Annotated in this window: 11 protein-coding genes; 3 read left to right on the forward strand and 8 right to left on the reverse strand. The window is 68.0% G+C overall.

Annotated features, from left to right (window positions below):
* Positions 1 to 295: 295 nt before the first annotated feature.
* Both LLH23_22035 and LLH23_22040 read left to right on the forward strand, forming a co-directional pair.
* Complete coding sequence (locus LLH23_22035) at positions 296 to 1,825, forward strand: hypothetical protein (GenBank protein MCE5241153.1); 1,530 nt, start codon at positions 296 to 298, stop codon at positions 1,823 to 1,825.
* 140 nt (positions 1,826 to 1,965) lie between these two features.
* Entirely contained in the window at positions 1,966 to 2,730 is a 765-nt protein-coding gene (locus LLH23_22040) for a hypothetical protein (GenBank protein MCE5241154.1), read from the forward strand.
* Positions 2,731 to 2,757: 27 nt separating this feature from the next.
* On the opposite strand, the gene LLH23_22045 is transcribed toward LLH23_22040, so the two are convergent.
* Entirely contained in the window at positions 2,758 to 3,804 is a 1,047-nt protein-coding gene (locus LLH23_22045) for a hypothetical protein (protein MCE5241155.1), read from the reverse strand.
* Positions 3,805 to 3,853: 49 nt separating this feature from the next.
* Positions 3,854 to 5,794, reverse strand: a complete 1,941-nt coding sequence (locus LLH23_22050) for a hypothetical protein (GenBank protein MCE5241156.1) — start codon at positions 5,792 to 5,794, stop codon at positions 3,854 to 3,856.
* A 320-nt stretch (positions 5,795 to 6,114) separates the two neighbouring features.
* Between LLH23_22050 and LLH23_22055 the strand changes: the two genes are divergently transcribed.
* Positions 6,115 to 6,765 (forward strand): hypothetical protein, encoded by a 651-nt coding sequence (locus tag LLH23_22055; protein ID MCE5241157.1) that lies wholly within the window; start codon positions 6,115 to 6,117, stop codon positions 6,763 to 6,765.
* A gap of 119 nt (positions 6,766 to 6,884) precedes the next feature.
* On the opposite strand, the gene LLH23_22060 is transcribed toward LLH23_22055, so the two are convergent.
* From LLH23_22060 to LLH23_22085, 6 genes are all read right to left on the reverse strand, one after another.
* Positions 6,885 to 7,736 carry a DUF362 domain-containing protein gene (locus LLH23_22060; protein ID MCE5241158.1) on the reverse strand — a complete coding sequence of 284 codons (852 nt, stop codon included), beginning with the start codon at positions 7,734 to 7,736 and terminating at the stop codon, positions 6,885 to 6,887.
* Between the two features lie 173 nt (positions 7,737 to 7,909).
* The gene (locus tag LLH23_22065; GenBank protein ID MCE5241159.1) at positions 7,910 to 8,743 is read right to left on the reverse strand and encodes a 2-oxoacid:ferredoxin oxidoreductase subunit beta; all 834 of its coding nucleotides are present in this window, start codon (positions 8,741 to 8,743) and stop codon (positions 7,910 to 7,912) included.
* Positions 8,736 to 10,415, reverse strand: a complete 1,680-nt coding sequence (locus LLH23_22070; protein MCE5241160.1) for a 2-oxoacid:acceptor oxidoreductase subunit alpha — start codon at positions 10,413 to 10,415, stop codon at positions 8,736 to 8,738. Before LLH23_22070 ends, LLH23_22065 begins: the two co-directional genes overlap by 8 nt.
* Positions 10,416 to 10,532: 117 nt before the next feature.
* Positions 10,533 to 10,694 (reverse strand): rubredoxin, encoded by a 162-nt coding sequence (locus tag LLH23_22075; protein MCE5241161.1) that lies wholly within the window; start codon positions 10,692 to 10,694, stop codon positions 10,533 to 10,535.
* Between the two features lie 28 nt (positions 10,695 to 10,722).
* Positions 10,723 to 11,511: a class I SAM-dependent methyltransferase gene (locus tag LLH23_22080; protein MCE5241162.1), complete on the reverse strand. Its 789-nt coding sequence runs from the start codon at positions 11,509 to 11,511 to the stop codon at positions 10,723 to 10,725.
* 9 nt (positions 11,512 to 11,520) lie between these two features.
* Positions 11,521 to 12,735 (reverse strand): FprA family A-type flavoprotein, encoded by a 1,215-nt coding sequence (locus LLH23_22085; GenBank protein ID MCE5241163.1) that lies wholly within the window; start codon positions 12,733 to 12,735, stop codon positions 11,521 to 11,523.
* Positions 12,736 to 12,938: the final 203 nt, after the last annotated feature.

Raw genomic sequence — 12,938 nt, forward strand, 5'->3', positions numbered from 1 at the left:
CGTCGCCAGCAGCAGCTCTGGCAGGACCTGGGGCTGCCGCACCCGCTCACCTGGCTGGACGACTGAGCCACCAGCCGCGCGCTGACAACGGCCCGATGAACGATAGCCCACTTTGCGGAAAATGGGCTCCAGAGCCGCATATGTGGCGCACGGCCTCTGCGGCTCTGGAGAGCCGCGCTCCAACAACGGCCGACGAGCCCTGGAGAGTTCGCCGCGCCGCCGGTCAGCCCTCTTGTCGCGCAGGTGGCAGGTATGGCTCTCGCGGCGGCGAAGTCGCTGCGGCATGAGGAAGTGCTTGCTTGCCGCCACACTGCTCGTGCCGGGGTTGGCCATGGCCGCCCCCGCGAAAGGGGCCCCCATGCCGTCAGGCCTGCTGTTCAACCTCGACGAGACCGACTTCTGCTACAACCACCGCCTCACGGCGGACGTGGATGCCGGCGCCGTCCTCGACCAGTACATTGACATCATCTGCGACGCGGGGACGCAGGTGCTGTTCATCAACACCAACGCCCGCAAGACCAACTACGCCAGCGACGCCTGGGAGAGCTACTTCGACGGCTACCAGCCGGACGGACCGGACGACCAGCCGGCGCTACAGGGCCTGCCCGAGCAGGGCCACGAGGCCTACCGCCACATGATCCACTCGATGTGGGCGCTGGATGCCCAGGGCGTGGACTATGCGGCGCGCATCGCGGCCCGCTGCCGGCAGCGCGGCGTGTCCCCGTGGGTGTCGCTGCGGATGAACGATGTGCACAACAACGACAACCTGGCCCACCCGTTCCACGGGGAGTTCTGGCGGGACCCCCGGTACTTCCGCGGCGGAAGCATGGGCTACTTCCAGCGCGCCCTGGACTATGGCCACCCCGAGGTCCGCGACTTGTACTACCGGCTCGTGGTGGAGACACTGCAGCGCTATGACATAGACGGCCTGGAGCTGGACTTCATGCGCGAGCCGTACTGCTTCCGCGAGGGCGCCGAGCAGGAGGGGGCGAAGGTCCTCGACGAGTGGCTGCGCAGCGTCCGCAAGCTGACCGAGGAGACGGCGGCCCGGCGCGGCCACCCGGTGCGCCTGGGAGTGCGCGTACCCTCGCGCATCGAGGTCGCGCAGGGCTGGGGGCTCGACGCCGTGAAGTGGGCCCGCGAGGGGCTGGTGGACCTCGTGGTGCCGACGCCGCGCTGGTCCACGACGGAGTTCGCCATGCCCATGGCTGCCTGGAAGCAGGCACTGGCCGGTACGGGGGTGGAGCTGGCCGGGGGGCTGGAGATCCTCATGCGCCCAATGCCCGGCGGTCCGGCGCGCAGCGTGACCTCGGCCGAGGCCCTCGGCGGGGCCGCCGCGGTCCTGGCCGACGGAGCCGACCATGTCTATCTCTTCAACTACTTCCCCACCCAGGCGGGTTGGTCGCGCGCGGACTACCTGCAGACTCTACAGGCCATGTCGTCCCTGGAGGCGATCCAGAAGCTCCCCCGCTGCCACGCCATCACCTGGCGCGACATCACCGGCCCGCAGGAGGCATACCGCGCGCCCCTGCCCGCGACGGGCACAGACCTGGACTTCGAGCTGCCCACCGGGCCAGCGCCGCTGCCCGGCGCCAAGGTGACTCTGGAGTTGCAGCTCAAGGGGGACGCGACCACAGCCGCCCCGACGGCGGAGATCAACGGGACGGCCTGCCCGTTCCAGGGGGCCAAGCCCAACGGGAAGAGCGTGCTCGTCACCTACACGGTGCCGGCGACGGCCCTGCGGGCAGTGCAGGCGAACAGTATCAGCGTGACAGCGGCGGCGTCGGTGACGGTGGAGGGTGTGGAGGTCCGCATCGCGCCGTAGACAGAGCCGTAGGAGCGCCGGCTTCCAGCCGGCAAGCCGTTGCCGTAGGAGCGCCAGCTTCCAGCTGGCACGATTGGTGTCAACCCACGCTGCCGGCTGGAAGCCGGCGCTCCTACGACCTCACCAAGGGAGTGTCCCACATGAACGGCAAGCGACTGAAGGAGAAGCTCCAGGCCGGGGAGCGCGTCTTCGGCTTCTTTGTGTCGGCGATGACGTACCCGACCATGGCCGACGCGGTGCCGGAGGGGAGCGTGGACTTCGTCGTCTGCACCACCGAGCACACGCCTCTGGACCTCGCGGACTTCATGCCCCTGCAGTACGTCCTGCGCCCCAAGGGCGTCGCCTGTCTGGCGCGCGTGCACAGCCACGACCCGTGGGACATCGCTCGCATCTGCGACACGTTCGATGGCGTGGTGGTGCCCTACGTGGAGGATGTGCTGCAGGTGCGGCGCATGGTGGCGGCGGCCAAGGGCCGGACGCTCAAGGGCGAGGCGCTGGAGCACTTCGTGCAGACCGGGGAGTTCCCCAGCGAGGCTACCCGAGCCTACGTCGAACAGCGCAATGCCAACACGTTCTTCTGCCCGATGATCGAGTCGCCCCGGTCGGTGGAGAACCTCGACGACATCTGCGCGATCCCGGGCGTTGACGCCGTGCTCGTGGGACCCAATGACCTGACGGTCTCGATGGGCATCCCCGAGGAGCGCGACCATCCGGACTTCATCGCGATCATGCAGCGGATCATTGACACGGCCGAGCGGCACGGCGTGGCGGCGGGCTGCCACCTGCACAAGATCGAGCATTCGCAGCGGCTGATCGCCCAGGGCGCGCGCTTCATCCCCTACGGCGGCGACCAGCAGTTCCTGGCCGAGGGCATCCGGGGTTTCCTGAAGGCGCTGAAGGGCTGAGGGGCAACCGGACCCCGCACCGGGGCCTCAGTCCCCCAGCAGTATCTCGAACTTCACCTGCCACGCGGCGCCATCGAGGGCGTCCAGGGCCGCCTGGAGGCGCGCGTTGGTGGTCACCCAGGCGCGCGTGTCCAGGGGCTTGTCGCTCTGCAGGAGCTTGGTGAGCGCGTCCAGCGCCGCCTTCCCTTCGACCATCTGCGCGTCGAGCTGCTGGCGCTGTTCAGGCTTCATGTCCGGGAGCTTGCCGGTGCGAATCGTCTGCATCGCCTCATTGAGGCGCTGTTCGAGGTCGAGGCTCTTCAGCGCGGCCCGCGCACTCTCGATCAGCGCCGCACGATCCACGCCCCCGCCGGCCCGGCCGCCGAAGATGAGCCGACCGAAATTCTGCGGCTGGTGGAACCCGCCAGGTGTCGGCGACCAGGCCGACCACTCCGTATCGCCGCCGGCCTGCCGGTCGCGGCAGACGTTCAGCCCCCACATGGCCCCGGGTACCCCGTAGCGCCCGAACGAGGCGAAGGAGATGGCGCACTCGAGCGTCCAGGCCTTGTCCGTGCGTCCCGCGGCGGCCTGCCACTTGCCGTTCCACGTCGCGTCGAAGGCGCAGCCGTCATAGCGGGCGCCGACACAGTTGGCGGCGAACTGGTAGTAGTCGCCGCTGCCATCGGGCTGCAGGAACCACTCGTTGGCTTCGTCGCCCATGACGGAACTCATGTCATCCACCCGGATGTCGCACTTGAGCGCCCCCAGGTTGCACTCGACGTTCGTCACGGCCAGGTAGATGTTCTGGCTGTCGTAGGCGAACTGGAAGCTGGTCGGTTGGACGACCGCCGCGGCGCCCGACAGCTTCCAGAACTCCCCGCCGGAGCTGGCCTGCTGCCAGCAGGCGTCATCGAGCTTGCCGTCAATGACGGGGGCTTTGTCGGTGCGCATGGCCTCGTACATCTTCTGGTTGCCCAGGTCGGCGGCGCCGGCCGCGCTCCCCAGGAGTGCCAGCGCGATCAGCAGCGCGCCGACCACACAGAAGACCCGCCCACCGGCCGTCCGGTTGTTCATCACGAGTGTCGCAGTCTGCATGTTGACCATCCTGTTCCCTGTGCGGCGAGCTGACAGCGTGACGACGCGGCTACGGCGCGGGCTCCAAGACGAGCAAGCGCGCCTTGTCCCGCGCCAGGTACGGCGGCAAGTTCTTCGACAGCGTGATCCCGACATCCTCGAGCGGGCCCTCGGTCGGCGGGCTGAGCTGCAGTGTCCAGGCCTGCCCGTCCTGCCCCGCCGGCACCTTCACCGTCAGTGCCGTCGGCGCGCTGATGTTCTTCTCATCGGCCGCGACAGCTCCATCCGGGCCGACGATCCGGGCGCAGAAGCGTTCGATGCCCTGCCCCCGGCCCGTGATGGTGAACTCCGTCACGCCCGCGGGCACGAGGAAGTACAGGGCCGGCTCCACGGCGGTCATCAGGTGCAGGCCCGCGCCGGCGTCCAGGACGAAGTAGGGCGCATCACAGGCGACCGTCGAGCACAGGTTGCTCGACTGCGTGACCAGGGTGTAGACGCCGGCGGCGGCGCACGGCACGATGAGGTCCTTCGTCTCGTCCATGCCGACGCGCTCCTCGGCCAGCAGCTTCTGGTCGGGCCCCAGCACTGAGGCCACCGTGCCATTCGTGTGAGGGGGCAGATGGACCGAGTGAACGCGGAAGGTGATCTGCGACCCGGCGAGGCCCCAGGCCCGGTAGACAGCGTCGCCCCGGGCCGGTGCGCAGGGCTTCTGCTTGTCCACGGGCACTGGCGGCGGGACGGCGGCAGCGAGCGGCTGCAGCCTGGCCGGGGCGGCAAGCTGTGTGGGGTCTACGGACAGGAACAGCGACCGCGACAGGTCCACCTTCAGCGCGCTCTGGTAGTTGGGGTCCTTCTGGGCGGCGGCAATGTCGTCATCCGCCTGCTTGAGGGCCGCCCAGTAGGCCGGCCCGTCCACATGCGGGACTTTGCGCCGCCTGGCGGTCTCCTCCCAGGTCGCGTAGACGCCATAGAGCCAGTAGCCGCCGGCCTTCTGCCCGCACAGATAGGCGTTGGCGGCGAGGTTCTGCGGGTCGAACTGCCACAACCACAGGCCGGGGATGAACACCGCGTGGGCGCCGATCTGTGCGAGCGCACTCACCTGGTCGTCCACCTCGAACTTCGTGTAGCCGGTGCTGTAGGTGCTGCCCGGCCACAGCAGCACCGGCCGCTGCTCGGTGCCGAAGCCCCGCGCACAGGCCTCGTAGAACATGCTGTGGTTGCTCCAGGAGTAGAAGCCGATGAGGAAGTCGGGATTCACCCGGTGGACGGCCTGCTCAATGTCGCGGCAGATGCTCTCGAGCGTCTGCCGGTAGTAGGCCTCGTACGCGGCGGTCAGGTTCCGCTCCTTGAGCCACGCAGCCCGCTGGGCCAGGGGCACCGGCTGGTCGAGAGTGAGCTTCCGGTCCTGCAGGAAGCCGTTGAAGGCCAGGTCGCTGTAGTCGAGGCAGCCGATGCGGTCGTAGAAGATGATCTCCGAGCCGTACATCTCGAAGTCAATGGCCGTGCCGGTGATCGGGGCGGTCTTGGCGCGCTCGGCCAGCAGCAGCCAGCGCTGCTTGATGGCCTGGTCCCAGAACCCCCGGTCCAGCGGCGAGGGCGAGTTCGGGTAGACAGTGCCCGCGGCGTCCACTACCGGGGTGTACTGCCGCTTGGTGTAGCTGCGCTCGGTGTCGGAGCTGAAGTTGACATACGCGATGTACTTCATCCCGCGCGCGGCGCAGATCGTCGCCTGATCGGCATGGAAGTTCAGCCCGGCCTCGGGGCTGGCGGGGATGAAGCCATTGCTCTTGTTGAGGATGCAGTTGATGCCCGCCCCCGCCGCCGTGTCGTAGTACGACAGCTCCGACAGGGCCGAGTAGTACGCCCCCCGCACACGCTGCTCGGCGATCCAGCGGTACGGCGGCGCGGCCTTGGCCAGGGCCTGCCGGGTCAGCTCCGATGGTTGCGCCTGCGCCCACAGGGCCAACGGCAGCAGCCATAGCAGTCCCCCGGCGAGGCAACACTTCTGCATGGTGAACCCTCCGACGCAGACGGTCCGTCCCCGGGGCGTGGGCATGGGGTCGGGCCGCCGTTGCAATTGCCCCCGGGCCTCCCCCGGGGCGAGCGCGAGGCTGCCCATTTCCGGTCCTCGCCTGCGGACACCTTCCCCGGTGTCCGCAGGCCAGTGGGCACCTGGCGAGCCGCTCGGAAGGCGGTGTAGGGCCACTGCAGGGGCAACTGGGGCCGTCTGCGCCCTCGGTACGCGCAACAAGAGGCTTGCAAGCAACGGCTGAAGGTGGTATTACATGGGGCCAGAAGCTTACAACCACCTCATTCTCGGGAGGGCCGCATATGCCGAAGACGATGTTGGTAGTCGCGCTCATCTTGGCCGTGGCGATGGCGGTTCCGGCGTTCGCCGGAGACTGTGTGGACATGCCGACCGGCAACATGGTGTCCGCCAAGCACATCGAACTCAACTACATCTACTGGGACCTGGATGGCCCGCCCGGGCCGGAGAACGCCAGCATCGTCGAGGGCTTTGTCGGCGTCACGGACTGGTTGGAGTTGGACGGCATCTATGCCGATGTCCAGGGCGATGACACGTACTTCAAGCTGAACGCGTATGCCAAGCTGATGCCGGAGACCGCCGAGTTGCCGAGCCTGATCGTGGGCGCCACGAACGTGACCCGCGAGGACTGGGTCGGCGGCGACGATCGCGTCTCCCCGTTCATCCTGGGTGCCTACAACATCCACGTGCCCGAGGGCGCGCCGCGGCTGAACGATCCGCTGGTCCGCGTGCATGCCGCGTGGGGCGCTGCCTATCATGACGGCGTGTTCGGTGGCTTCCAGGCCAAGGTGCACCCGAACCTTGGGTTCGCCATCTACAACTACCAGCAGGAGCCGTCCTACATGGTCACCGGCAACGGTGACAACTTCGAGCTGACCGTGGGCTACAAGAACGGCAGCGCGTTCTACCGGGGCGGTCTGTTCCTGAACTGGTAGGACTCACACCAGTCAGGCTGGCGTGCTGGGGTTGACAACCGAAGACGAAGACACACGGACCCGCCGAAGCTTCGGCGGGTCCGTTCATTTGTGGCAGTTGGTGTACGGCCGGGGAGGGCTCACTGCAGGTAGGAACCATCTGCATAGCCAGAGAGGTTGACCGTGATCTGCTTATCATCGGCCTGTCCGATGTGGTACGCCTCCTGGGCCGTCTGCAGGTAACCCGGCGATGCGGGCAGCGGCCAGTCGGCCTGCTTGTAGGATCGGCGGCAGCCTTCCAGGACCTTCAACCCCACCGTATCCACAGCCACCATGTCCGTGCCGATCAGCAGCCCCTTGTACTGCCACGTCGTCCGCGCCTGCCCCACCGTCTCCAGCAGCGGCAGGTACGCCTCGAGGATGTTGAGCTTGATCTTGCGTCGCAGCGCCGGGTGACCCGCCACCTCGGGCAGTTCCGCCGGCGCCTGGAGTAGTGCCACCCGCCGCACGGTGGGCACACAGGCCAGGGTGTTGGCCAGGCAGCCGGCCATCCCCAGGTCGGGGTCGGTCCTCAGGGCCCCCACATTGATGATGACGTCGCAGTAGTCGGTGACGATGCGGCTGATGCCGCCTCGGAAGCCCTCGGACTCAGCCCCCAGCACACGCACGCCGGAGGGGTCACGGCTGATGTTGAAGCCCGCGGCGAACAGATCGCGTTCATCCCCGCCGAACACGATGATCTTGCCCGGAGCGACGCCCGCGCTGACCAGCCGGTCAATGATGACCTCCACGGTGGCCGCTTGCACCGGGTAGCGGTTGGCCTCGATCATCACGCCGACCGTGTCCGTGGGGCTGACGAACTGCTGCCATGCCGGATCGGGATCCTTGCCGGTGACGCGCTGCATCGCCTGGTCCATCAGCCGCTCGACGATGTCGAAGTCCACGCGACCTTCTGGGTACAGGAGACGCGGGGCGAAGATGCCCTGGGGCACGAGGATGATCTCACTGCGGACGACATGCACAGTGGCAGGGCCGGGCGCACCGGGGTTTGCCCCGGCGCAGGCCGCGAGAAGAAGGCAAGCGATTGGGAGTAAGTGTCTGTCTGACATAGCGCGCCGCATTACAAGTGCTGCGGGTAATCAGACACCCCACCGAGGCAATGGTTTCACGGGGCGGCCAACGGTCCGGAGGCCAGCACGGGCAGCTTGCTCTCGTAACTGGGCCGGTCGGCGCGGTAGAGCACACCAACGGGGATCTCGTCCCCCCAGACCAGGGCCGTCTCCAGCGCTCGCAGGCGGTCCGTCGGGTCATAGTCGTCGCCCAGCGGCCGCACGCGGTCCTGGTACCACTTGAAGGTGTTGAGCTTATTGAAAGTTATGCAGGGCTGCAGGATGTCCAGCAGCGCGAAGCCTGGCTGCTGCAGCGCTGCCACCATCGTCTGCGGGAGGTGATCGGGCAGTCCCGTGAACGACCGTGCGACGAACGACGCCCCTTCGGCGATGGCCAGGGCCAACGGATTGAGCGGCTGGGCCGCCACGCCATAGGCCTGCAGCTTGGTGTGCGTGCCGGCGTCGGACGTGGGTGAGGCCTGGCCCTTGGTCAGCCCATAGATCTGGTTGTTGTGGACGAAGCACTTCAGGCCGATGTTGCGGCGGATCGCGTGTAGCAGGTGGTTGCCGCCCTCGCCGTACATGTCCCCGTCGCCGCTGGTGATGATGACTTCCAGCGTATGGTTCGCCAGCTTGATGCCCGTGGCCGCCGGGACGGCGCGACCGTGCAACCCGTTGAAGAAGTTCACCGGACGGCTGACGTAGTGGGGCAGCTTGGCGGCCTGGCCGATGCCCGACACGAGCACGACCCTCCGCCGATCCAGCCCGGCCTCGTCCAGTGCCCGGTCCACTGCCTTGACGATGGCATAGTTGCCGCAGCCCGGGCACCAGGCGGGCTTGACCGGACCGTCGGAACGGAGCCCCGCACCCCACATCTGCGTGTCACTCATGGCTCAGCCTCCGCACGATCTCGCGGGCTGTGAACGGCAGCCCATCGTACTTTGCCATCGTCTCACAGTCGGTCAGCGCGCCGATCTCGCGCAGCACGGAGGCGAACTGCCCCCGGGCATTGCCCTCGATGACCACGACGCGCTCCCGCCGGCCGATGGCCGCGCGCACGGCGTCGGCGTTCAGCGGCCACACCTGCCCGAAGTGCAGCATGCCGACTGTGGGGCGGGGGCTTGTACCCCGCCCATCGTCCCGCAGCAGGTCCACCGCCTCCCGACACGCCCCGTACGTCGAGCCCCAACAGACCAGCAGCGTGTCGGCGTCCTCCGCGCGGTAGGCCGTGGGTGGCAGCGCCGCGGCGCACATGCCGGCTTCCTTGCGCAGGCGCTTGTCCACCATCTGCACGCGCACCGACAGGTCTTCGGTCACGTGCCCATCCTCGGTGTGTTCGTCCGAGTCCGCCATCACGATGGCGTCGCCGCCAGGGATGGCGCGCGGGGATATGCCGCTGTCGGTCAGCGCGTAGCGCACGTAGTCAGCTCCCGCCGCCACGAGGCCGCGGTCAATGGGCCGAGGTGCGGCCTCCAGCGGCGCGCAGGTGGCGTGCAGGTCCACCAGGTACTGGTCGGTCAGGATGAAGGCAGGGGTCTGGTACTCGTGCGCCACCGCGAGGGCATGGCGCGTCAGTGCATACGCCTGCGTCACGTCGCCCGGGGCGAAGACGAAGCGGGGGAACTCGCCATGGCCGGCGCTGATCACGAAGCGCAGGTCCTCCTGCCCGGTGCGGGTCGGCAGGCCGGTAGCCGGGCCGGGCCGCATGGCGAGTAGGATCACCGCCGGCAGCTCGAGCATCCCCGCCAGCGACAGCCCCTCGGCCATCAGCGCGAAGCCGCCGCCGCTGGTCGTGAGCATCGCCGGCGCGCCGGCATACGTGGCCCCGCAGATGATGTTGATGGCCGCGATCTCGTCCTCGGCCTGCTCCACGAGGATCCCGAACTGCTCGCTGTAGCCCGCGATGGCGTTAAGCACCGCCGTCGAGGGGGACATCGGGTAGGCTGCCGCAAGCTTCAGCCCGGCGGTGCAAGCACCCAGGGCGACTGCCCGCGCGCCGTCCACGCTGGTGCGCGGGCCGCTGCCGGGCGCAGGGCCCTGCAGGCGGCCGGCATGGGCGGCCATCAGCTCTGCGCCGCGCCGGGCGCAGGCCGCGTTGGCCGCGACCACCTCCGCGCCCTTCTTCGCGAACACGCTGCCCAGGTAGTCCACCAACTCCGCCACGTCGTAGCCCAGCACGCCGAAGACGGCGCCGGCGGCCACAGCGTTGGCCATGATGACCTGGCCGCCGACTTCCTGCGCTACGCCGTCGAAATGCAGGGCCACGGTGCCCTCCGCCTCCCCGTCGTAGACGATCAGGCCGTCGGGATTGACCGTGTCGCGCAGATGCGTCAGGGCGTCCTCGTGCAGCGCGATCAGCAGGTCGACGTCCTCGCGCGGGGCGAGCACTTCCCGATCGCCAATACGCACATCGAACCAGTTCAGCCCGCCGCGCACGCGCGACATGTAGCTCTGGCTCGACAGCAGGTGGAGGCCCATGGCCGAGAAGGCCTCGACCAGCAGGTCGCCCGCCGTCTGCACGCCCTGACCGGCTTCACCGGCAATGCGGATGTTGGTATCCATGGTGGTGGTCCTGTAGGGCGGGGGCTCGTACCCCGCCCTGAATGACGCGCACACAGTGGCTGGGGCGGGGTACGAGCCCCCTGAGACCGCGAGCGGTCTCTACGCCCTACAGCCTCTCTACTCCACTGGTGAGAACTGGTCCCGGCTGGCGCCGCAGAGCGGGCAGACCCAGTCATCGGGCATGTCTTCCCAGGCCGTCCCGGCGGGCACGCCGTTGTCCGGGTCGCCCTCGGCGGGATCATACACGTAACCACACAGATCGCACTCGTACTTCTGCATTGGTCGTCTCCTTCTGGTTCAGATCATGTCAGGTCGCGTCGGCGCTGAACGCCAGACGTTTGCGTAGTAGCGCGTTGTGGTCGCTACAGAACTGCTGCAGCGGGGCCGTGCCGTAACGCTCGGAGTAGCCCAGGAACTCGAAGGCGCCGTGCGTCTCGACCAGCGACGCGAATTCCCGGGGGAAGTACAGCTTCATCGGCTGACGTTCCGCCAGGCGCAGCGGGCGGCCGTGGTCGTCAATCTGCATCTCCAGGCTGAAGTCCACCGTCTGAGCCAGCACCTCGCGCGGCTTCACCTGGTAGGTGGTCTGCACGGTGATGCCGTCCCGTTCCATGCGCCAGCTCTGCGGCGCCCACGTGAGCGGGCTCGACCAGTCCGAGGCGAGGTTCTCGATCAGGTACAGGCCGCCCGGCCGCAGCGCCGCGGCGACGGCCGACAGGTGAGCCAGCATCCCGGCGTTGTCGCCCACATAGGCGATCGAGCCCATCAGGTTGAAGGCGAAGTCCGCTGGCTCGGCGAGGGCGAAGTCCGTCACGTCGGCCAGCACGGTCTCGATGGCGACGTTCTCGGCCGCGGCGGCTTCGCGGGCGTAGTCGAGGGTCTCGGGGCACAGGTCCACGCCGATGGCGCCGTAGCCCCGGCGGACGAACTCCCGCAACTGCGGCGCCGGGCCACAGCACAGGTCCAGCACCGTGCGCACCGGCGTGCGGCTGTACGCCGCCATGTAGCGCTCGAACAGGTCTACCTGTTCGGGAATGTTCACAAAGCCGAAGGCGATGTCGTAGTACTGCGGGTGGCTGTAGATGGCCGACGTCATGTCCGCCCCTCACTCGACGGCGCAGGTTCCCCGTTGGGTCAGTGACTCACCGATCTGGCGCCCGACCTCGAAGCACTGCTGCAGGTCCTCGTCGGTCGGGGCCCACTGGGTGCGGATGGGGTCGGCGGCCATCTCCACCTGCATGTCCGCCAGGATCTCCGCTGCCTGTTTGGGCGCCTCGCCGCTCCAACCGTACGAACCGAAGCTCGTGCCGATAAGGTTCTGGCGCTTGAGGCCGCGCAGATAGGTCAGGCAGTCGGCCACGGTCGGGAACATGTTGTTGTTGATGGTCGGCGTGCCGACGAGCAGGGCCCCGGCGTCGAGCAACTCGGTGGCCACTTCGCTGCGATGGCTGGCCGACAGCGGCAGTTGCCGCACACAGGCCCCGGCCGTAGTGAGGCCCTCGGCATACGACTTGGCCATCTGGCACGTGCTGCCCCACATGGTGTCGTAGATGATGACCGCCTTGTGCGTCGGGGCCATCTGCGACCAGCGATCGTACAGGCCCACGATCCGGCCCAGATCGCCGCGCCACACAGGCCCATGGTCGGGGGCGATCATCTTCAGCGGGAGCTGCATCTCCCCCACCTTCGCCAGCAGCTTGGCCACCAGCGGCGAGAAGGGGGTCAGGATGTTGGCGTAGTACTTGGCGGCCTCGTGCTCCAGCACCCAATCGTCTATCTGGTCATCGAAGCGCTCACTGCTGGCCAGGTGCATCCCGAAGGCGTCCTGGGAGAAGAGCAGCTCACGCTCGGGCAAGTAGCTGAACATGCTGTCCGGCCAGTGCAGCATCTTCGTTTCCATGAACTGCAAGCTCAGATTCCCCAGGCTCAGTGTCTCACCGTCGGCCACCGGGGTAATCTCCTGCGGCAGGTTGAGCTGCTTGCCTAGCGTCTTCACGCCCATCTTGGAGGCGAAGACGCGCTCGGGCCGCACCGCCGCGAGCGTCTCGGGCAGGGCCCCGGAGTGATCCATCTCCGCGTGGTTCGACACGACGAGGTCAATCCGCGAGGGGTCCACCACACTGGCGATGCGCCCCATCATCTCCGCGAAGAACGGCCGCTTCACGGTGTCCACGAGGGTGATCTTCTCCCCCATGATGAGGTAGGCGTTGTAGGTGGAGCCGCGGCTGGTCAGATAGCCGTGGAAGTCGCGGATGGTCCAGTCAATGGCACCGACCCAGTGGACGCTGTCGGTGAGCGGCACGGCTTGCAGGGCGTTCATGGTCTGTCTCCGGCACAGGTATGGCTGCGAGCGTCTGTGAGCGAAGGGGCACCGCCAGTCGTAGGGTACTGCGGGCTTCCAGCCCGCCCGGGGCGCTACCTTCCCGCCTGAGGCGGGCTGGAGGCCCGCACTACCCCTTCGGATCTGCGTTGCCCTCCCGCGTTGCCCCGTCTGCACTGGCTCCCTGGCTGCTCTGGCTGAGC

The sequence above is a fragment of the bacterium genome, assembly GCA_021372615.1.
GTDB lineage: Bacteria > Armatimonadota > Zipacnadia > Zipacnadales > UBA11051 > JAJFUB01.